The organism is Azorhizobium oxalatiphilum (assembly GCF_014635325.1).
In the GTDB taxonomy this organism is placed as follows: domain Bacteria; phylum Pseudomonadota; class Alphaproteobacteria; order Rhizobiales; family Xanthobacteraceae; genus Azorhizobium; species Azorhizobium oxalatiphilum.
Genome location: NZ_BMCT01000004.1, coordinates 109096 through 129945, shown reverse-complemented (window position 1 = coordinate 129945; position 20850 = coordinate 109096). Strand labels below are relative to the sequence as shown.

Annotated in this window: 17 protein-coding genes and 1 riboswitch; of the genes, 13 read left to right on the top strand and 4 right to left on the bottom strand. The window is 65.2% G+C overall.

Annotation, left to right across the window (positions count from 1 at the left end; all coding sequences use genetic code 11):
* The first annotated feature begins 7 nt into the window (after window positions 1–7).
* The 5 genes from IEW24_RS15035 to IEW24_RS15015 are packed head-to-tail and all read left to right on the top strand — an operon-like array spanning window position 8 to window position 4742.
* Entirely contained in the window at window positions 8–244 is a 237-nt protein-coding gene (locus tag IEW24_RS15035) for an acyl carrier protein (protein WP_188580041.1), read from the top strand.
* Window positions 234–974: an SDR family NAD(P)-dependent oxidoreductase gene (locus IEW24_RS15030; protein WP_188580039.1), complete on the top strand. Its 741-nt coding sequence runs from the start codon at window positions 234–236 to the stop codon at window positions 972–974. Before IEW24_RS15035 ends, IEW24_RS15030 begins: the two co-directional genes overlap by 11 nt.
* Window positions 975–989: 15 nt before the next feature.
* Window positions 990–2444, top strand: coding sequence for an AMP-binding protein (locus tag IEW24_RS15025; protein WP_188580037.1), 1455 nt, complete (start codon window positions 990–992; stop codon window positions 2442–2444).
* Window positions 2437–3501, top strand: a complete 1065-nt coding sequence (locus IEW24_RS15020; RefSeq protein WP_188580035.1) for a LuxE/PaaK family acyltransferase — start codon at window positions 2437–2439, stop codon at window positions 3499–3501. The genes IEW24_RS15025 and IEW24_RS15020 overlap by 8 nt, the downstream gene beginning before the upstream one ends.
* 20 nt (window positions 3502–3521) lie before the next feature.
* Window positions 3522–4742: an acyl-CoA reductase gene (locus tag IEW24_RS15015; RefSeq protein WP_188580033.1), complete on the top strand. Its 1221-nt coding sequence runs from the start codon at window positions 3522–3524 to the stop codon at window positions 4740–4742.
* A gap of 283 nt (window positions 4743–5025) precedes the next feature.
* Here the strand turns inward: IEW24_RS15015 and IEW24_RS15010 are convergent, their stop codons facing one another.
* On the bottom strand, window positions 5026–7815 hold the full coding sequence (locus IEW24_RS15010) for a bifunctional aconitate hydratase 2/2-methylisocitrate dehydratase (protein ID WP_188580031.1): 2790 nt from the start codon (window positions 7813–7815) through the stop codon (window positions 5026–5028).
* A 499-nt stretch (window positions 7816–8314) separates the two neighbouring features.
* Entirely contained in the window at window positions 8315–8701 is a 387-nt protein-coding gene (locus IEW24_RS15005; RefSeq protein ID WP_188580029.1) for a DUF6314 family protein, read from the bottom strand.
* Window positions 8702–8765: 64 nt separating this feature from the next.
* On the opposite strand from IEW24_RS15005, the gene IEW24_RS15000 reads away from it, so the two are divergent.
* Complete coding sequence (locus IEW24_RS15000; RefSeq protein WP_188580027.1) at window positions 8766–9560, top strand: class I SAM-dependent methyltransferase; 795 nt, start codon at window positions 8766–8768, stop codon at window positions 9558–9560.
* A 36-nt stretch (window positions 9561–9596) separates the two neighbouring features.
* Here IEW24_RS15000 and IEW24_RS14995 read toward each other — a convergent pair whose 3' ends face one another.
* The gene (locus IEW24_RS14995) at window positions 9597–10382 is read right to left on the bottom strand and encodes an AraC family transcriptional regulator (RefSeq protein ID WP_188580025.1); all 786 of its coding nucleotides are present in this window, start codon (window positions 10380–10382) and stop codon (window positions 9597–9599) included.
* A 236-nt stretch (window positions 10383–10618) separates the two neighbouring features.
* Between IEW24_RS14995 and IEW24_RS14990 the strand changes: the two genes are divergently transcribed.
* The 5 genes from IEW24_RS14990 (at window position 10619) to IEW24_RS14970 (ending at window position 16037) form a co-directional block, all read left to right on the top strand.
* Window positions 10619–11200: a pyridoxamine 5'-phosphate oxidase family protein gene (locus tag IEW24_RS14990; RefSeq protein WP_188580023.1), complete on the top strand. Its 582-nt coding sequence runs from the start codon at window positions 10619–10621 to the stop codon at window positions 11198–11200.
* Between the two features lie 9 nt (window positions 11201–11209).
* Window positions 11210–12757 (top strand): 2Fe-2S iron-sulfur cluster-binding protein, encoded by a 1548-nt coding sequence (locus IEW24_RS14985; RefSeq protein ID WP_188580021.1) that lies wholly within the window; start codon window positions 11210–11212, stop codon window positions 12755–12757.
* A gap of 172 nt (window positions 12758–12929) precedes the next feature.
* On the top strand, window positions 12930–13901 hold the full coding sequence (locus IEW24_RS14980) for a GAF domain-containing protein (protein ID WP_188580019.1): 972 nt from the start codon (window positions 12930–12932) through the stop codon (window positions 13899–13901).
* A 137-nt stretch (window positions 13902–14038) separates the two neighbouring features.
* On the top strand, window positions 14039–15556 hold the full coding sequence (gene adh / locus IEW24_RS14975) for an aldehyde dehydrogenase (protein WP_188580017.1): 1518 nt from the start codon (window positions 14039–14041) through the stop codon (window positions 15554–15556).
* 133 nt (window positions 15557–15689) lie between these two features.
* Window positions 15690–16037 (top strand): DUF779 domain-containing protein, encoded by a 348-nt coding sequence (locus tag IEW24_RS14970; protein WP_188580015.1) that lies wholly within the window; start codon window positions 15690–15692, stop codon window positions 16035–16037.
* 28 nt (window positions 16038–16065) lie between these two features.
* On the opposite strand, the gene IEW24_RS14965 is transcribed toward IEW24_RS14970, so the two are convergent.
* Entirely contained in the window at window positions 16066–17511 is a 1446-nt protein-coding gene (locus tag IEW24_RS14965) for a carbohydrate porin (protein WP_188580013.1), read from the bottom strand.
* A gap of 103 nt (window positions 17512–17614) precedes the next feature.
* Window positions 17615–17818: riboswitch (cobalamin riboswitch) on the bottom strand.
* A gap of 125 nt (window positions 17819–17943) precedes the next feature.
* Between IEW24_RS14965 and IEW24_RS14960 the strand changes: the two genes are divergently transcribed.
* Both IEW24_RS14960 and IEW24_RS14955 read left to right on the top strand, forming a co-directional pair.
* Entirely contained in the window at window positions 17944–18330 is a 387-nt protein-coding gene (locus IEW24_RS14960) for a hypothetical protein (RefSeq protein ID WP_188580012.1), read from the top strand.
* 114 nt (window positions 18331–18444) lie between these two features.
* Window positions 18445–20667, top strand: coding sequence for a TonB-dependent receptor (locus IEW24_RS14955; protein ID WP_188580011.1), 2223 nt, complete (start codon window positions 18445–18447; stop codon window positions 20665–20667).
* Window positions 20668–20850: the final 183 nt, after the last annotated feature.

Sequence of the window (20850 nt, the reverse complement as noted above, 5' to 3'; positions counted from 1 at the left end):
ACGTCGCATGACTCTAGAGGAAAAGGTCTTCGCTGCATTCCAGGAAACCTTCGACCTCGCAGAGGGGACGGATCGCGGCACGCTGGTCTACCGAGAATTCCCCGACTGGAACTCCATCGGGCACATGACGCTGGTGGCTGCGCTGGAAACACATTTCGACGCCATGCTGGAGGCGAACGACATCCTGGCCATGAGCAGCTTCCAGAAAGCTGTCGAGATCATGGCCAAGTACGATGTCCATTGACCTGTCCGGCAAGGTCGCGCTCATCACGGGAGCGTCGCGGGGCATCGGCCTTGCCGTTGCGCGGCGTCTGATCGCGGCGGGGGCAACCGTCGTCCTCAATTCGCGCAATTTCGACGCCTCCGTCGCAGACGAACTCGCGGCCTCCGCCCCGGACCGGGTGTCCGTGCAGGCTGGTGACATGGCCGATCCCGAGGCCGCGCGGCAGCTGGTGCGAGCGGTATTCGCCCGTCACAAGCGACTTGATGCGCTGGTCAACAATGCCGGGACCATGCGGGCGGCGATGATCGGCATGATCTCCGATGAGGACATGCGTGCCACGCTCGATCTGAACCTCGCGGCTCCCATGCACCTGATCCAGGCTGCGGCCCGCCTGCTGGCGCGGTCGGGTGGCAGCATCGTGAACGTCGCATCCGTGGTCGGCCTCGAGGGCGCGGCAGGACAGATGGCCTATGCCGCGTCCAAGGCCGGCGTCATCGGCGCAACGCGCGCCGCCGCCAAGGAACTGGCGTCGAAGGGCGTGCGCGTCAATGCCGTCGCTCCCGGCTATATCGAGACCGAGATGACCGCCGGGCTGGGCGACGAGGTCCGGGCCCAGTCGCTGAAGGCCATCGGCCTCGGCCGGGCGGGCACGCCCGAGGACGTGGCCGATGCCGTGCTCTTCCTGTGCTCCGACATGTCCCGCTACATCACCGGACAGGTTCTCCGGGTCGATGGCGGCATGGTCATCTAGCGGGGGCCAGCGGCCATGATCGATCCCTCCTGCGCGGGCCTGCTGGGCGAGCATCGGGCCCCCTCCACGCCGCTGCTGTGGGATGACGCCGGCAGACGCTGGCTGTCGGCGGGCGAGGTTCGTGCCGAGGTGCTGATGCTCGCCGCGACCATGGCGCGGCCGGGGAAGCAGCTCATCTTTCTCCTCGCGGCCAATCACCGGAGCAGCCTGATCGGCTTGCTGGCGGCGGCGGCAGCGGGACATGCGGTGGCGCTTGTCGACCCGACGCTGCCTCCGGAAAAGCTGGCCGCCCTGCGCGATCGCTATCGGCCCGAGATCGTGCTGGCAGCAGATCCGTCCCCGGCCCTCGCGCTCTGCGGCGGGAGCAACTGGACGCATGTGGCCGTCGAGGGCGCACGCCCGTTCATGGCGTACCGGCAGGACGCGGAGGCGGACAGCCCGCCAGCGCCGGAACTCGGCCTGCTGCTGCTGACCTCAGGCACCACAGGCAGCGCAAAATTCGTGCGCCTCTCGTGGAGCGCGGTGACAGCCAATGCCCGGCAGATCGCGGAGAGCCTTGCCATCACGCCGGACAGCGTGGCGATCGCGCATCTGCCCCTCCATTATTCCTACGGCCTGTCGGTGGCCACCTCGCATCTGGTGGCGGGCGGCCGGATCGCCTTTCTTGAGGATGCGATCACTTCCCCGGACTTCTGGGGCAAGGTTCTCGCGAGCGGCGGCACCCATTTTCCCGGCGTGCCGTTCCATTACAGCGTGCTCGCCCGCCTCGGCCTGGAGCTGGTCCCCCCTTCGGTCGACACCTTCACGCAGGCCGGCGGCCATCTGGATGCCCGCTTCCAGACCTTGATGCAGGCAAAGGCCAGCGATCGGGGCGCACGTTTTTTCGTCATGTACGGGCAGACCGAGGCAGCCCCGCGCATGGCCTGCCTGCCCAGTGAAAGGCTGCCGGAGAAGCTCGGATCGGTGGGCATCGCCATGCCCGGCGGGTGCCTGCGCATCGAGGATGCCGAAGGCCGCCTGCTGCCCGCCGGAGAGACAGGCGGCGTGGTCTATGAGGGGGCCAACGTCATGCTGGGATATGCCGAGCACCGTGCCGACCTGACACGCGGCGACATCATGGGCGGACGACTGGAGACCGGCGACCTTGGACGGCTCGATGCCGAGGGCTTCCTGTTCCTGTCCGGACGCGCCGCACGCTTTGCCAAGATTGCCGGTCTGCGGCTCAGCCTCGACGATATGGAGCGGGATCTGGGCGTGCTCGGCATGGTTGCCTGTGTAGATCTGGGCGAGCGCATCGCCGTGGCCTTCGAGGGCGACATGCCCGCGGATGCGAAGGAGCGGGCGAAGGCGCTGGCACGGGCCTGCAAGATCCCCGCGACGAGCTTCCTCATCCGCACGCTGCCGGAGCTTGCGCGCAAGTCCAGCGGCAAGATCGACTATGCGCGTGTGAAGGAGGCGCTGAATGTTTGAGCGACTTCTGGAGACACCGCCCTATTCCCTGCGGCAGAGCGCGAAACAGGATCTGCTGCTGCCGGGCCTGAACGAACTGACCCGCTTTCATTACGAGCGATGCCCGCCCTACGCCCGGATCATCGATGCCGCGTGGGGCGGCCTGAAGTCCTATGGAGCGATGGCCGATCTGCCGTTCCTGCCGGTGCAGCTGTTCAAGCTGCAGGAGCTTTCCTCAACGACGTCGCCCGCCATCACCCTTCAGTCGAGCGGCACGACGGGGCAGACGCCGAGCCGCATCATCGTCGATGCGGAGACGGCCGACCGGCAGGCCCGCGCCCTGATCGCCACCTTCCGGCCGATCCTCGGCGACAGTCGCCTGCCGTTCCTCGCCATCGACACCAAGGATGTCCTCAAGGCCGACAATCTGACGGCGCGTGGTGCCGGCGTGCTGGGCATGATGAAGTTCGGCGCCAAGGCGACCTTCGCGCTGACGCCGGACCTTGAGATCGACGCTGCCGCCGTTCATCGCTTTGTGGCCGCCAACGGCGGGCGGCCGTTCCTTATCTTCGGCTTCACCTTCCTGGTGTGGACCAAGCTGTTCGAGCAGTTCGGCGATGGCGAACTCGACCTTTCCAACGCGATCCTCGTCCATTCCGGCGGCTGGAAGAAGCTGGAGGAAAAGCGCGTGTCCAACGCTGCCTTCCGCGCCGCGCTGGAAGCCCGGTTCAACCTGAGCCGGATCTATAATTTCTACGGCTTCGTGGAGCAGATCGGCTCCATGTTCGTGGAAGGCCCCGACGGCCTCCTTTACCCGCCCAACTTCACCGATGTCATCGTGCGCCGCCCCGGCAGCTGGGAGGAGGCGCCGGACGGCGAGGAAGGCGTATTGCAGGTGGTGTCCCTGCTGCCGCGCTCCTATCCGGGCCACTGCGTGCTGACGGAGGACCGAGGCACGGTGGTCGCCGTGGATGGCGGGCGGGGCAATCGCTTCGGCAAGGCCATCTCGATTGCCGGGCGGGTGGCAAAGGCCGAACTGCGGGGCTGTTCCGACATCATCGCAACGGAGGCTCGCTGACGCGCATGGATGATATGCCCATGATCATCACAGCCTTCGGGCCGCAGGGCGGACGGCAGCCCATGGATGCGCAGACGCTTTGCGCGCGTCTGGATGCATCACGCCGGCAATTGCCGCAGCCGTTCGACGACGGGCGCGTGCAACTGGTGGCCTCCGTGGCGGACGCCATCATCCGGCGCAAGGGCGAAGTGTCGCCTTTCATCACCTATCTCGGCTTCTGGACGCGCCAGGCCGCGCTCCGCCAGTTGGAGCGCAGCTTCCGGGACAGGGACCTGCCCGGAACCCTGCGCCGGCCGCGCGGCCTCGCCTTCCATCTGCCGCCCAGAAATGTGGAGACCATCTTTCTCTATTCGTGGATCCTCTCCTACCTCTCCGGCAACGCCAATGTGGTGCGCATGCCGCAGGAGCTGGCCCCTGATGTGATCTGGGTTCTCGACCAGTTCCTCGCCGCGCTGGAAGCGGCGGGCGAGACCTCGCAACTGTTCGTTCACTACCCGTCCGACAGCCAGATGAGCCGGATCGTCTCCGCGCACTGCGATGCGCGCGTGGTCTGGGGCGGGGACGCCAAGATCGCCGCCTTCGAGGGCTTCCCGCTGCGCAACGGCGGCAAGTCCCTGTGGTTCGGGGATCGCACGTCCCTCGGCGTGCTGAACGGCGCGACGGTGGCGGCGCTGGATGCGGCCGCCATGGAGGAGCTGGCGGGTCGGCTGTTCAACGACATCTTCGTCTTCGACCAGATGGCCTGCTCCTCCCCGCAGGCCCTCTATGTGGTCGGCGGCGCACCGGAGTATGGCCCGGCCATCAGAAGGCTGATGGACGACGTGTCCCGCATCGCGACAGGCAGGGGCGCCACCAGCGCACCCGGTCAGTTGATCACCAAGATGGCTGCCGGCTTCTCAGCGGCCGCGACGGGCGGTGTGAGCGATGTGGTCTGGCGCGGCACCGAACTCACCGCAGTCGTGTCCGACGCCGCCGAACGCATTGAGCGCAGGATTGGCGGCGGCTTCCTGAGCATCGTATTCATTCCCGATCTTGCCGCTCTGAACGGCCTGCTGCGGGAGCGCGATCAGACGGTCACGCATTTCGGATTTTCGGCTGACGATATCCGGCAGGCCGCCGAGCGAAACCTCGCAACCGGCGTATCACGCTGGGCGCCCGTGGGTGCCGCGCTCGATTTTGATCACGTCTGGGACGGCTACGACATCCTCTTCGAGCTGACCCGCTCCTGCCGCGTGATGTGACCCGCGCCTTCAGGTTCCGGGGGGCTCCGTTCCCGCTCACGGCCGATCTGGCGACGTCATTCTGCCGATCGCCGATCCCACGACGCAGTCTCTCCGGGACGGACCGCGCGCGGCGTCGTCCATACGCCCAATCTCAAAGCGACCGAAGCATGGAAGTTATTGAGTACATGCTTGAAAAAAATCGAGAGCTGGCGATGCGTCGCCAGCTCTCGATCACTTGCGGTCAGTTCTTGTGTAATCGCTCCTGTCGCTATTCTCCGAATGGCTGGAGCGACTTACCTGCCTAGTACTGGACGGACAAAGCGTCGATCTTCGGCGTCTGCGGCGGGGCGAACTTGGTCAGATCGATGCCTTCGACGGCGGCCTTGTATTCCTCGGCACTCGGCGTGCGGCCGAGGATCGCCGAGAGCACGACCACCGGGGTCGAGGCCAGAAGGGACTCGCCCTTCTTCTCGGCCGTATCCTCCACCACGCGGCCCTGGAACAGGCGGGTCGAGGTGGCCAGAACCGTATCGCCCTTCTCCGCCTTCTCCTGGTTGCCCATGCAGAGATTGCAGCCCGGACGCTCCAGATAGAGGATGTTCTCGTATTCGGTGCGCGCCGTGCCCTTCGGGGCCAGATCATCGAATTCGAAGCCCGAATACTTCTGGAGGATTTCCCAATCCCCTTCGGCCTTCAGCTCGTCGATGATGTTGTAGGTGGGGGCGGCGACCACGAGGGGTGCCTTGAACTCCACCTTGCCCTCGGCCTTCTCGATGTTCTTGAGCATCTGCGCGACAATCTTCATGTCGCCCTTGTGCACCATGCACGAGCCCACGAAGCCCAGGTCCACCTTCTTGGTGCCACCGTAGTAGGAAACCGGGCGGATGGTGTCGTGGGTATAGCGCCGCGAGACATCGGCGTTGTTCACGTCCGGGTCGGCGATCATCGGCTCGTCGATGAGGTCCAGATCCACAACGACCTCGGCGAAGTATTTCGCATTGGCGTCGGGGGTCAGTGCCGGCTTCTCGCCCGAGCGGATTTCGGCAATGCGGGCATCGGCCTTGGCGATCAGGCCCTTCAGCACGCCGACGGCATTGTCCATGCCCTTGTCGATCATGATCTGGATGCGCGACTTGGCGATCTCCAGCGACTCGATCAGCGTCGCGTCCTGCGAGATGCAGATGGAGGCCTTGGCCTTCATCTCGGCCGTCCAGTCGGTGAAAGTGAAGGCCTGATCGGCCAGCAGCGTGCCGATATGGACTTCGATGATGCGGCCCTGGAAGACGTTGTCGCCGTGCTGCTGGAGCATCTGCGCCTGGGTGGCATGCACCACGTCGCGGAAGTCCATGTGCGGCTGCATCTGGCCCTTGAAAGTCACCTTGACCGACTGCGGGATCGGCATGGTGGCCTCACCCGTGGCCAGCGCCAGCGCCACCGTGCCGGAATCCGCGCCGAAGGCCACGCCCTTGGACATGCGGGTGTGGCTGTCGCCGCCGATGATGATGGCCCAGTCGTCCACGGTGATGTCGTTCAGCACCTTGTGGATCACGTCCGTCATGGCGTGATAGACGCCCTTCGGGTCGCGGCCGGTGATCACGCCGAAATTGTTCATGAAGCTCATGAGCTTCGGAATGTTCGCCTGAGCCTTCTTGTCCCACACCGAGGCGGTGTGGCAGCCCGACTGGTAGGCGCCGTCCACCAGAGGCGAGATGACGGTGGCCGCCATCGCTTCCAGTTCCTGCGCGGTCATCAGGCCGGTGGTGTCCTGCGAGCCGACGATGTTCACCTTCACGCGCACGTCCGAGCCGGCGTGCAGGGTCTTGCCCGGCGTCACGCCCACCGCGTTGCGGTTGAAGATCTTCTCGACCGCGGTCAGGCCCTGGCCCTCGATGGAGATTTCCTTGTTCGGCGCGAACACCGGGGTCGGCTCCACGCCGAGCGTCTGGGCGGCGAAGGTCTGGAGCTTCTTGCCGAAGACGATGGCGTAGGAGCTGCCCGCCTTCATGAACTCCATCTTCTGCGGCGTGAAGGAGGAGGCGATGTCCACCAGCTCCTCGCCATTCTCGTCGCGGAGCTTCTTCGTCTTGGCGTCGATCTTCAGGACGGTGCCGGTGGCGACGGAGAACTTCTGGTCGAGGATCGGGTTGCCCTCGTTGTTGAGGATCGGCTTGCCGTCCTCGCCGGTCTTCTTGACCCAGTTCTTCAGGTTGAGGCCGATGCCGCCGGTCACGTCCACGGTGGTGGCGAAGATCGGCGAGATGCCGTTCGTGCCCGCGACGATGGGGGCGAAGTTGACGAAGGGCACATAGGGGCTGGCCTGCTTGCCGGTCCACAGCGCCACGTTGTTGACGCCGGACATGCGCGAGGAGCCCACGCCCATGGTGCCCTTCTCGGCGATCATCATCACGCGCTTGTCGGGATGCTGCTTCTGCAGCTCGACGATCGCCTGCTGGTCTGCCGGCGTGCACATGCACTGGCCGTGCAGCTGGCGATCCGAGCGGGAATGGGCCTGATTGCCCGGAGAGAGCAGGTCGGTCGAGATATCGCCTTCGGCGGCGATGAAGGTCACGACCTTGATCTCGTCCTCGACGTCCGGAAGCTTGGTGAAGAACTCGGCCTTGGCATAGCTCTCGAGCACGCCCTTGGCGACTTCATTGCCCGCCTTGTAGGCATCGCGCAGGCGGAACATGTCGGCGTCGTAGAGGAAGACCTGGGTCTTCAGCACTTCGCCGGCCTGCGCGGCAAGCTTTGCGTCAGCGCCGAGGGTGATGTCCAGCAGCACTTCCACCGAGGGGCCGCCCTTCATGTGCGACAGCAGCTCGAGGGCGAAGGTGGGGGTGATCTCCGGGACGACCGCATCGCCCAGGATGATCCGCTTCAGGAAGGCAGCCTTGACGCGCGCGGCGCTCGTGGTGCCGGGAAGCGTATTGTAGATGAAGAACTTGAGGGCATCGGCCCGATGCTCGCTGCCGGCATCCCCGATCAGGGTGATGAGCGCCTCGACGAGCGCACCTTCATCAATCGGCTTGGGCGCGAGGCCCTGAGTTTCGCGGACTTTGATCTCGGCCAGATAGTCAGAATAAACGGTCATCGTCGTCCCAGCGTCGTGAGGCGCATGGAGCTAAACCCAGCGCCACCAATCGGTTATTGTCAGTCGGCCTGAGGCCTGATGGCCCGAGACGCCAACGAAAGCAGGCCGGTTAGGTAGCACATTTCCAAAAAAAATAGCACTTCGGATTCGGCGGCGGCCGGTCAGAAATGGCATGCGTGGGCAGGTGGGGTTGGCGTAGCGGAAACCACCCGCCTCCCCCCGGAAATCGATGCGTCGGAACTCCTTAAAAATATTATAAAAAGCGCCCAAGGCGGCGCTCCCGGCATCGGAGATCCGGCTGTCCGGACACGTCCGTATCGCGGGTGCTACGAACTGGAAAACGGCTTAAGAATACAAAATTATTTATACCAGATGTGAACGCCATCTGTTTTCGGCCTAGCTTCGCCTTGGCAGGCTGTGCTCCGAAGGCTGGCGGACTGGAATCGATTCTCCCAATCCAGGCGTGCAATTCACGTCGCCCAAGCAGCGCGCCCCGCGATCAGATGCGGAGAAAATGGCTGATGCTGCGATAGTCCTTGCGCGGCCCCCGGACGCTCCACGTCTCCACCCACCTGCGATCATCGGCAAAGATGAACCGGCCCCGATAGAGATCGTCGCCACATCGGTGCTCGACCGTCTGGGTGGCCTCGTGCGTCAAGCTGATGAACGGGCGATGATCAGGAAAGCGGACCCGGACAGCCCTCGCCTCGCGCTCCAGCCAATACATGCGCTGTGCCGGCAGGTCGTGGCCCGGGTGATGGAACACACCCGCCTCCTCAAAGCGGTCCGAGGATATCTCAGCCGTTCCCTCGAACCATGGCCTGAGGCCGGACACCCCATCGAAGATGCGCCGACGTACGCGCCAGCGTCCCGCGAAGGGCGTCATCAATGCGTGACCTTCGTCCCATATCATAGAACGGAGTGTTATCAGGCATCGGGTTCGAGGCAAGATGGAGAACGACGCAGCAAGGTCTCGCCATGATGACGGCAGCGCAGGCGATGCCAATTACGGTCTCATCGGCGGCGGCTACACCAACTATCGCCAGCCCGATCCCGACATTGCCCGCTTCATCCTCAACGCGCTCGGTGATGCCCGCACCATCGTCAATATCGGCGCCGGTGCCGGCTCGTATGAACCGACAGACCGGGCGGTGACGCCGGTCGAGCCGTCCGCCTCCATGCGCGCCCAGCGGCCCGCCCATCTGGCGCCGGCCGTGGACGCGGTGGCCGAGCGGCTCCCCTTCGCGGACGGCAGTTTCGATGCCGCTCTGGCCAGCTTCACGGTTCACCAGTGGACCGACCTGTCAGCTGGACTTGCCGAGATGCGGCGGGTCAGCAGTGGCCCCGTCGTGATCCTCTCGTGCGATCCGGACGCGCTGGATTGCGGCTGGCTGCCGTCCTACGCGCCCGAGGCCATCGCCGTTGAGGCGAGCCGCTATCCGGCCATCGACAGAATCGTGGCCGGGCTCGGCGGCACGGTGGAGGTCATCCCGGTGCCGATCCCCCTTCACTGCACGGACGGTTTCGGCGAAGCCTATTACGGGCGGCCGGAACGGCTGTTGGACCCCGGTGCCCGGCGTGCGAATTCCGCATGGAGCTTCGTTGACGCGTCCGTCGGCACGCGCTTCGTCGCGGCCCTGGGTCGTGATCTCGAAGACGGCACCTGGGATCGCCGCTTCGGCCATCTGCGCACGCAGCCGCATTTCGAGGGCTCGCTGCGGCTGATCGTGGGACGGCCGGGCTGATCTGCCTGGCTGTCGCAAAGCACGCGCGCTCAGCCGTCAGCTTTCGAAATACGCGGCAGGCGTTGCACCAAAAGTCTGACGAAAGGCGGTGATGAAGCCGCTGGCCGTCTCATAGCCGACATCCAGCGCCACGGTCGTCACCGGCTGTCCGCTGGCGAGCCGCTCCAGCGAGCACAGGAGCCGGATCTGCTGGCGCCATTGACGGAAGGACATGCCCGTCTCGTCCTTCAAGCGGCGCAGCAGGGTTCTCTCGGAGCCGCCCACCGCGCGCGCCCAGTCCTTGAGCGTCCGCTGGTCCGAGGGATCTTCGGTCAGGGCGCGATAGATCTGCCTGAGCCCGTCATTCTCCGGCAGCGGCACCGAAAGCGAGGCGGTTGAAACCTCGCGGATCAGTCCGGTCATCACCACGGCGATGGATTGATGGAAATCCGCATCATGCGGGCTCCGGCTGTCGCCCAGATAGATGATCAGTTCCCGCAGGACACTGGGAACGCTGATCACCCTGCAGGTTTGGCCGAGCACGCCACACGCCTCCGGCGCGATGTAGGCGCTGCGCATGCGGGTGTCCGTCAGCAGGCTGACCGCATGCTCTGTCATGGGCGGCACCCATACGCCGCGCAGGCTCGGCACCATCCAGATGCCTGCCGGCGTGCGGACGACGAACAGGCCTGAGGTCGCGTAGATCAGTTGGCCGCGCCGGTGCCGATGGGGATCGATGACCGTTCCCTTGGCGAAATCCATCGGACGCACATGGACGGGTCGCCCGTCCGTCTCCAGCTCCACGATGGGCGCCGGGGGAGTATTGCCACTGGTGCGTTTCATGGTCCCCGCTTCGTTCCGGCCGCGCTGACCGGAGGCGGGCAGTATGCAGCGGCGGCACGCCCCGCGGAACTGCCCCCTTTCCATGAGACCGTCCGGCGTCCGCACCTTTTCGCGGTGGCACTCCCATGGGGCGCGCGATCATCGTCACTTCAGCGAGACATCTTGGCGGCTCAGCGAAGGTCGGGGGCATGACGGGCCTCTATCATAGGGCTTCCGTCCCGCGCCCGGAGGAAGCCTTGGCCCCCGCCCACCCGCACGACACATCGACCGCCAATGCGGCAAGCGTGGCCCATTATGAATTGCCGGACGATCACACGGCGTTCGTGAGGCAGTCCCCATTCGCCTTCATCATGTCCGGCTCCGCCGACGCACCGCCGGACGTATCCCCGCGTGGGGATACACCGGGCTTCGTGCAGGTTCTGGGCAAGAACCTGCTGAGACTTCCCGACCGCATCGGCAACAACCGGATCGACACCATTCGCAACGTCATTCAGGACCCGCGCATCGCGCTCGTCTTCCTCGCACCGCAGGAGGAGCTGGCCCTCTTCGTGGGCGGGCGTGCGCGCATCAATACGGACCCGGATATCCTTGCGGGGCTGGCGTCGAACAACCGCCTGCCGCGCTCGACGCTGGACATCACCGTTCTCTGGTCGGAACTGCGCCCCAGCTCCGCCTTCGATGCCGCGCACTTCTGGCGCCCGGAAGAGAACCTCTCCGATGTGCCGACGCTCGGGGCAATTCTGGCGGATCAGGTGGGCGGCATGACAACCGCGGAGGCCGAAGCCTTCGTCGCAGAATCCTATCGGAACCGTCTCTGAGGCCTTGGCATGAGCGAAATCGAACTGCGCGAACAGCTGCTGGCCTCCGCAGGCCTTGCCGGCCTCTATGATCCGCCGGGCAACATCGTGCTCAGCAAGGTCCAGCGTTCCTTCGATCACCACACCGCCAATTTCGTCGGCGCGGCGACCTTCATCGCACTGCACGTCCGCGATGGGAAGGGCAATCCCTTCCCACTGTTGTTCGGCGGCTCACAAGGCTTCGTACGCGTCATCAATGCCACGACGCTCCGTATTGCCGTTCCCGCTTCCGCATGGCCCGGCGACAGGCTGCCGCTTGATGGTGACGCGACCTATGAGGTGGGGCTGCTGTTCGTAATTCCCGGCGTGAAGGAGACCCTGCGGATGAAGGGGCACCTTGCGCAGGCGCCCGATGCCGGCTTCGCCCTTGAATTCCGGCTCGACAACGCCTTCTTCCACTGCGCCAAGGCCTTCATTCGCTCGAAGCTCTGGGACCAGCCCGTTGCAGAAGAGACGTGGCAGGGCCTCAAGCCGTTCAGGTGCGTCCGCAAGGAGCGCGAAAGCGCGGTCATCACCTCCTTCTACCTCGTGCGCGAAGATGGCGGCGCCCCTCCTCTTTTCTCTCCCGGCCAGCATGTGCAGGTGGAGGTGGACGTGCCCGGCGAACCGGCGCCCCTGCGCCGGGCCTATTCCCTCTCCTGCGCTCCGGGGCAGAACGAGCTGCGCATCTCCGTGAAGCGTGAGGCAGCGCCCGGCCTCGTCTCGAACTTCCTGCACGATCATGTGGAGGTCGGCACGTCCATCCGGCTCGGCCCTCCCGCCGGGCGTTTCATCCTGCGCGAGGACAGCGGGAGGCCGGTCGTGCTGCTGAGCGCCGGTGTGGGCCTAACCCCCATGGTGTCCATGCTGGATCACCTCGTTGCCACGGGCAGCCGGCGCGAGATCTGGTTCCTGCACGCAGCGATCTCGGGCCGTGAACACGCCATGTCGTCCCACGTCCGTGCGCTCGCAGCACGCCATGCCAACGTGCATGTGCACGTCTGCTACGAGCACCCCACTGCCCATGACCGGCTCTACGGGCAATTCGAGGCCGAGGGCCGCCTTGGCATCGAAACGCTGAAGCGCCGTCTGCCGTGGGGGGATTACGACTATTATCTGTGCGGCCCCGGCCGGTTCATGACTGCCTTCATCGAGGGACTGAACGCCCATGGCGTGCCACGGGACCGGATCCGGTGGGAGGCATTCGGACCAGCGACCGCACCGGCTTCACCGCAGGCAGGCACGGCCGGCACATCCCCCACGGCGCCCCCGAATGTGGATGAGGGCCCGACCATCACCTTCGCCCGCTCCGGCATGAGCATGCCATGGACCGATGGCTACACCTCCCTCCTGGAATTCGCCGAAGCCCATTCCGTCCCCGTCCGGTCCATCTGCCGGGTGGGCGACTGCATGACATGCTCCACCCGCATCCTGTCGGGGACGGTGGATCATTCCCCCACCGACATCGAGCTTCCCGGCCCCGGCACGGCCCTTCTGTGCTGCGCCGTGCCGAAGGGGCCGCTGAGCCTGGATCTCTGAGCCCGGCACACCACGCCCCCTGCCCCGGTCACGGTGTCGTGGACGGTCTGTCGGCCGCATCCGCGATCCGTTATAGTCGACGCACAAGAACGGCGGCCCCGATCGCGAGATCGGCAGGATCGCCCGCATACGGGACGGAACGCCAGAAGCTGACAGCTCCAGGGAGGAGGCGATGTCGCACCGGGAGGCGTCGCAGCACGCCGACAGAATCCACACCGCCATCCGGGCGGGCGAGGCGGTCAATTCCGCCCTCGTGGCCTCGTGGCAGCGCTCTGCCGGCCTGCATCAGCTCGACCCCACGGAACGACGCGCCCCCCAGCGTCTGGAAGGCCCCGCCCTCTCGGCTGCGCGGGAGCAGCTACAGCCCCTTATCAGGGCCTCCCAGGCCAGCCTCGACCGCCTCTTCCTCGCCGTGGGCGGCATGGGCTGCTGCGTCCTGATCGCCGACCGGAACGGCATCCCCATCGAGCGGCGGGGTGCTGCCGGGGACGATGCCCTGTTCGAGGGCTGGGGCCTCTGGCCCGGCAGCGTCTGGAGCGAAGAGCGCGAGGGCACCAACGGCATCGGCACTTGCCTGGTGGAGCAGCGGGCCGTGACCATCCATCGCGACCAGCACTTCTTCACCCGTAACACCCTGCTGTCCTGCACCACCGCCCCGATCCATGACCACGAAGGCAACGTCGCTGCCGCCCTCGATGTCTCCTCATGTCGCCACGATCTGACGGAGGATCTGGTCAACGTCATCGCGCTCGCAGTGGCGGACGCCGCAAGGCGGATTGAGGCCGAGACCTTCCGCATGGCCTACCCTTCCGCCCGCATCGTGGTGGCCGCCACCGCAGACGGGGCTCCCCACGCTTTGCTTGCGGTGGACAAGGACGACGTGGTGGTGGGTGCCACGCGGGCCGCGCGACAGGCTTACCGGGCCTCCGGCGGCATCATCGGCAAGCCCGTATCCATGGCCGATGGCACCGATCAGGCCCTCGTCGGCTTCGAGGAAGAGCTGAGGCAGGCCGAGCGCGCCATTCTGGAACGCGCCCTCATCCGGACAGGCGGAAATATCACCGCCGCCGCACGGCAGCTCGGCCTCTCGCGCGCCACGCTCCATCGCAAGCTGGGCAAACTGGGGCTCGACCGGCCGCACTGAGATTTTGCACCGCACAGTGTCGCAGCCCTGCGACAGATGCGGCAAGCAGATGATCGCAGCCATGCTGACAGGCGCCGGAGACCCGCCGAAGCTTCTCTTCAGGACGCAACTTAAGCGTCGATGAAGGGAGGCCAGCCATGAACAAGCCGGAATTCGCACGCGCCACCAAAGTTCCGTTCGCGCCCCGCTACGACAATTTCATTGGCGGCGCCTATGTGGCGCCGACATCAGGCAAGTATTTCGAGAACACCTCGCCTGTGAATGGACGCGTGCTCTGCGAGATCGCGCGCTCGGAAGCCGCAGACGTAGAGCTGGCCCTTGATGCCGCCCATCGCGCCAAGGACGCCTGGGGCCGCACGAGCCCTGCCGAGCGCGCCCTGCTGCTGCTGCGCATCGCCGACGCGATGGAACAGAATCTCGACACGCTGGCGCTGGCCGAGACCTGGGATAACGGCAAGCCCATCCGCGAGACGACCGCCGCCGACATACCGCTGGCCATCGACCATTTCCGCTATTTCGCCAGCGCGATCCGCACGCAGGAAGGCGGCATCTCGGAGATCGACCACGACACGGTCGCCTATCATTTCCATGAGCCGCTGGGCGTGGTCGGCCAGATCATCCCGTGGAACTTCCCCATCCTCATGGCGGTGTGGAAGCTGGCGCCGGCACTGGCAGCCGGAAATTGCGTGGTGCTCAAGCCCGCCGAGCAGACACCGGCCTCCATCCATGTGCTGATCGACCTCATCGCCGACATCCTGCCGCCCGGCGTGCTGAACGTGGTCAACGGCTTCGGGCTCGAAGCCGGCAAGCCGCTGGCCTCCAGCCCCCGCATCGCCAAGATCGCCTTCACCGGCGAGACCACAACCGGCCGGCTGATCATGCAGTACGCCAGCCAGAACCTCATTCCGGTGACGCTGGAACTCGGCGGCAAGTCGCCGAACATCTTCTTTGCGGACGTGGCGGCGGAAGATGACGACTTCCTCGACAAGGCCATCGAGGGGTTTGTCATGTTCGCCCTCAATCAGGGTGAGGTCTGCACCTGTCCCAGCCGCGCGCTGGTGCACGAGAGCATCTATGATCGCTTCATGGAGAAGGCGCTGAAGCGCGTTGCCGCCATCAAGCAGGGCGATCCGCTCGACCCCGCCACCATGATCGGCGCCCAAGCCTCCAGCGAGCAGATGGAGAAGATCCTCTCCTATCTCGACATCGGCAAGAAGGAGGGCGCGGAAGTCCTGATCGGCGGCGCCCGCAACGAACTGCCGGGCGATCTGGCCGGCGGCTTCTATGTGCAGCCCACCGTCTTCAAGGGCACCAACAAGATGCGTGTCTTCCAGGAGGAAATCTTCGGGCCGGTCGTGTCGGTGGCGACCTTCAAGGATGACGAGGAGGCGCTCACCATCGCCAATGACACGCTCTATGGCCTCGGTGCCGGCATCTGGACCCGCGACGGAACCCGCGCCTATCGCTTCGGCCGCGCCATCCAGGCGGGGCGCGTGTGGACCAATTGCTACCACGCCTATCCCGCCCATGCGGCGTTCGGCGGCTACAAGCAATCCGGCATCGGGCGCGAGACTCACAAGATGATGCTCGATCACTACCAGCAGACCAAGAACATGCTCGTCAGCTATTCGCCTAAAAAGCTCGGCTTCTTCTGAGCGATCCCATCCCTGGGCCGTCCCTGCCGCCCCCCTACCCGCCCGGCAGGGACGCGCTGCACCTGGCACCGCATGAGCCGAACTCCGTTCAGGGCTTCGGAAAATGCGGTGCCATTTTCTTCCGGAGCGTGCCATGCCGACGTCGCCACAGTCTCAGGTCAGCGCCACGCCTGCCGCGATAGCACTGCTCGATGAGATCATCGCCGATCATGGCCCGGTGCTGTTCCACCAGTCCGGCGGCTGCTGCGACGGTTCCTCGCCCATGTGCTATCCGCGCGGCGACTTCATCATCGGCGACCGCGACGTGCTCCTGGGCAGCATCGGCGAGACGCCCTTCTATATGGGCGCCGCGCAGTTCGAGGTCTGGAAGCACACCCGCCTGACGCTGGACGTGGTGCAGGGACGCGGCGGCATGTTCTCCCTCGACAACGGCCGCGAGCGACGCTTCCTCGTGCGATCCGACATCTGCGCGGTCGAATGATCACCGGTCCGGATCGTGGAAGTCAGCCTCAATAGTTGATGGTCGTCCGCACGCCGAAAACGGCGGCATTCTTCACGGTCGAAAGTCCCAGCGGGTCGTTGGGGTTGAGGACGCCGCCACCGGGGTTCCAGATGTACTGGAAGTCCGGCTGAATGGTGAAGCCGGGCGTGATCTGTGCGGAATAGGTGACTTCCAGAACCGTCTCGCTGCCGCGCACCGGATAATAGGCCCCAGTGTACAAGGCAGTGTCGGCATCGAAGCCGCGCGCGGCCGAAGACACGCGGGAGGTTCCGAAGGCCACGCCGAAAGAGTCGTCCTCGCGGCCGGGAACCATGCCCTTGAAGTTCACGCCACCGTCCGCATAGAAGCCGATCTGGTTCTGGGCGCCCGGTGCGGCGGTGATGCGCCCGAACACACCGATGCCCTGATCCTTCGTGCCCGGCTTGCGATACAGCATCTGATCGACGATCGCGTACACCGCATAGTCGCCGCTCTTCTCGGCCGGGATGCCAATGCTGTCGGGACTGGCGAGCGGAATGCCGAAGATGTCGTAGCGCTGGTTCGGCATGGCGTTCGAATTGTACCACGCGCCGACCTTCACCGTGCCGGGCAGCCACTGCGCATCGGGTGCGGTGTTGTACTTGTAGGCGGCCTCGCCGATCACGAACACGCCCTGGTCCACGACGAAATTCAGGCCGTGCCGGTTCTCCACCTGCGGATCGCCGCAGCAGGGTGCGGGATTGCCATTGAAGAGGCCGAGCATGAAGGAGAAGTCTTCGGTGGGCGTCAGCTTCAGCCGTACGCCCGGCGTGGCCAAGGGATAGGCCGGGCCGCCGCTCGGCAGATCGGCCGCAAATAATGCGGGCCAGCCGAAGGTGGAATTGATGAACAGCGCGCCATTGTCGCTGGCAGCGAACTCGGAATCCGCCGAGAGCTGGCCGAAGCGCAGGCTCGCCTTGCCATCGGCGAAGCTCTGCTCGAGGTAGAGCTCGAACAGGCGGGTGGAGGAGAGCGCGTCAACATTGCTCACCCCCATGATGTTGCCGAGATATTGGCCGGAAAAGCCCGAGCCCTGGATCTGCAGGGCGCTGACATGGAAGGTGGCGCCGCTCCAGTGGAACAGCTTGTCCAGATCGGCATCGAGGCTGAACTGGAAGCGACCGTTATATGCCGTGCCGGTTCCGAGGCCGCCTTGCGTGTTGCGCCACAGCTCACCGATGTAATTCACGCCGACCTGCACCCCGGCATCGGCCAGCTTCGTCCGGGCCCCGCCCCAATCGCCGAGCCAACCCAGCTGCGGGGCGATGGAGGGCGCGGCCTCCTCCGCAGCGGGGGCCGAAGCCGTGACTGCCTCATCTGCTGCAAGCGCCGCCCGACCGAGCACCGGGAACAGCGCCACGGATGCGAGAAGGCCGAGGGCGGCACCACGAATGGACAGTCCCCAGGAGGCCGGCAGAACGGAAACGTAAGGCATGAAAGCCCTCAGCGGCAGTCGGCACGTCACCGCAAACACCGGCTTCCTCCGTCTTGCCGACGGCATTGGCCACCATCAGGACACCCCCGCCCGACGAGCTTGCGTGCAACCACGGTTGACGGCAGGTCTCCTGGCTCACGGGTCATTGCCGTCTCGCCGCCTTCCCAGGCATTGACGCCCAGTGGCCGATGACGAGAGGCTCGCCGCCTACAGTTGCGGGGACAGCCGCGGCATTGGACGGGGCGAACCCCATCCGAACCACATTCCCATTTGATCCCTCTCGGGAACCGTCACGATGGACGCTATGGGATCATCGGCCCACCGTCAATTCGCTCCAAACTGCGGACAGCCGCCGCAGACCGACGCGACGAAATAGCCCGCGACACCGGCGTCCGGTGCCGCCTATAAGACGTCGTTCGAAGCTGGGATTCGATGACCATCCGCCCTCCCTCACGCTGGCGTTTTCCGATCGCCATGGCGATCGCCTACGCACTGGTGCTGCAACTCCTGATCACGGGGTTCGCGGCCAGGGTGGAAGCGCGCGCCGATACGCTCGGACACGACCTCATACTCTGTGTGGGGTCGACGCAGACGGATGATGGCGGCACCACCGATGACAGCGGGACGCATTCCGTTCCGGTCTGCTGTCAGCTCGGTTGCGTCATGGCCTGGCCGGGTTTTGCGCCTTCGCCCGCGGCGGATGGCAGCCCGGTGGACCTGGGAAGCGGCACTGCCCTCCCGTTTGACATTGCAACCGTTGCCCTGCCTCACCGCACATTGCGGGCCTTCGGCGCCCGGGGCCCCCCTTCCGCGATCTGATCTTCAGCAGCACAGCGGTGTCTCATCGATGCGAACGGCACACCTCACGCGAGGCGTGACCGGGCGCGCACGGACGCTGCATCGTTCCCACAGATCCATCCGAAGGTAGCCCCCATGCGCGCTCCCTATATGCAACGACGCCTGCGACAGCAGGGCGTCGCCTTCCTCCTTGCCTCCACGGTCGCGGCTCCGGCCATGGCCCAGCAAACCGTCGACGAACCTCTTCCCCTTCCGTCCGTCGTCGTTCAGGCGCCCGCCTTCGACACCTCCGCTGGCGGAAGCGGCAATGCCGACGGCGACCTCTTCCTGCCGCTCGATGCCGCGACCATCTCGTCCATGGTGGCGAGCACGGCAGCCATGTCGACCAGCGACAGCGGCTCGCTCATCAACCGCGTGCCGGGCGGCGCCACATGGGGTGCCGGCGGCGTTTCCAGCCTGCCCGCGATCAACGGCATGGGCGCGGATCGCGTGCAGGTCTCGGTCAACGACATGCTGTATGGCGTGGCCTGCCCGAACGAGATGAATCCGCCCATGTCGTTCGTCAATCCGGCCATGATCGCCAATGCGACGGTCTACACGGCGACCGCCCCGGTCAGTGTCGGTGGTGATTTCACCGGCGCGAAGGTGAAAGTCGAAGTCTCCCCGCCGACCTTCACTTCGGGCCAGCAGATCACCACCAGCGGCAGCGTGTCCGGCTTCTACCGCAGCAACGGCAACGCCTTCGGCGCGGATGCCACCGCCACCATGTCGAACGAGGACACCAACATCACCTATACCGGCGGCTGGTCGCGGGCGAGCGACTACACTGCCGGTGACGGCACCAAGATCAAGTCCACCATGTACGAGACGCAGAACCATGCGGTGAGCATCTCGAAGCGGGACGCCGGCAACCTGTTCACGGTGCAACTCGGTGGCCAGTTCATCCCCTATCAGGGCTATCCCAACCAATATATGGACCTCGTCGACAACCGCTCCTTCTTCGTCAACGGACGCTATGAGGGGCAGTTCGACTGGGGCCAGGTCGAGGCCAGCACCTTCTTCAGCCGGGTCCGGCACACCATGGGCTTCATCCAGCCGGACAAGAGCGGCGACATGCCCATGGATACCCGCAGCACCAACATCGGCTACAATGTGAAGGCGACCTTCAACGTGTCGCCCCATGACACCGTGCGCGTCGGCAACGAGCTGTTCTACAACCTGCTCGATGACTGGTGGCCGCCTGTCGACGGCTCCATGATGATGAGCCCCGACACCTTCACCACCATCAACAACGGCACGCGCACGCGCCTCGGCACCTTCGCCGAATGGGAGCGCCATTTCGACAGCCAGTGGACCGGCGTCTTCGGCATCCGCAACGATATCGTCTGGATGAATACCGGCGATGTGCAGGGCTACAACGCCATGATGTACGGTGCTGCGGCCGACGCCTTCAATGCGCAGGACCACGCCAAAACCGATTTCAACATCGACGGCTCCGCCATCCTGCGCTACACGCCCAACCCGTCCAGCACCTACGAATTCGGCCTCGCCCGCAAGACGCGTTCACCGAACCTCTACGATCGCTACACCTGGTCCACCAGCGCCATGGCCATGTCCATGATCGGGTGGTTCGGCGACGGCAACGGCTATGTGGGCAATCTGGATCTCGAGCCGGAAAAGGCGCACACGATCAGCTTCACGGCCGATTGGCATGACCCGCAGCAGAAAGTCTGGCAGTTGCGCGTCTCGCCCTATTACAGCTACGTGCAGGACTATATCGACGCCGACCGCTGTGCGCTTGCCGGCTGCCTGTCGAGCCTATCGAACAATCTCACGGCAACGAACACCTTCGTCTATCTCCAGTTCGCCAACCACGACGCCTATCTTTACGGCGTGAATCTCGACGGCAAGCTGACGCTCTGGGACAACCTCGGCTACGGACGCGGCGTGCTGCGCGGGAACCTGAATTTCGTGCGCGGCGAACGCACCGACGGGGTGAACCTCTACCATATCATGCCGGTGAACGGCACGCTGGCGCTGGACCACACCATCGGCAACTGGACCAGCACGTTCGAGGTGCAGATGGTGGGCTCGAAGACCGAGGTCAGCCAGGTGCGCAACGAGGTCGAGACCGATGCTTACGCCTTGCTCAACTTCCGCACCGCCTATCAGTGGAACACGGTCCGCATCGACTTCGGTGTCGATAACATCCTGGACACCAACTACGATCTGCCCCTCGGCGGCGCCAACCTCGTGAACTATCAGGAGACCTCCATGATGGGCACCTCGCCCGTCTGGGGCTATGCGGTGGCCGGTGCCGGTCGCTCCGTCAACACGCGTGTGACCGTCAAGTTCTGACGGCCTGCGCTCCAGCGTGGGCAGATCAAGTCAAGCTCCGACCAAGCCGGAGCTTGACCCCACGCCCTTTCGCCCTCGCGCATACCCATCTGCCCCAACCGGCCGTCGCCGGCATGCGACATGCGCTGTGCATCGCACTCAAAAACAGCTGGCATCCATAAAAGATACATTGTATCAGTTACT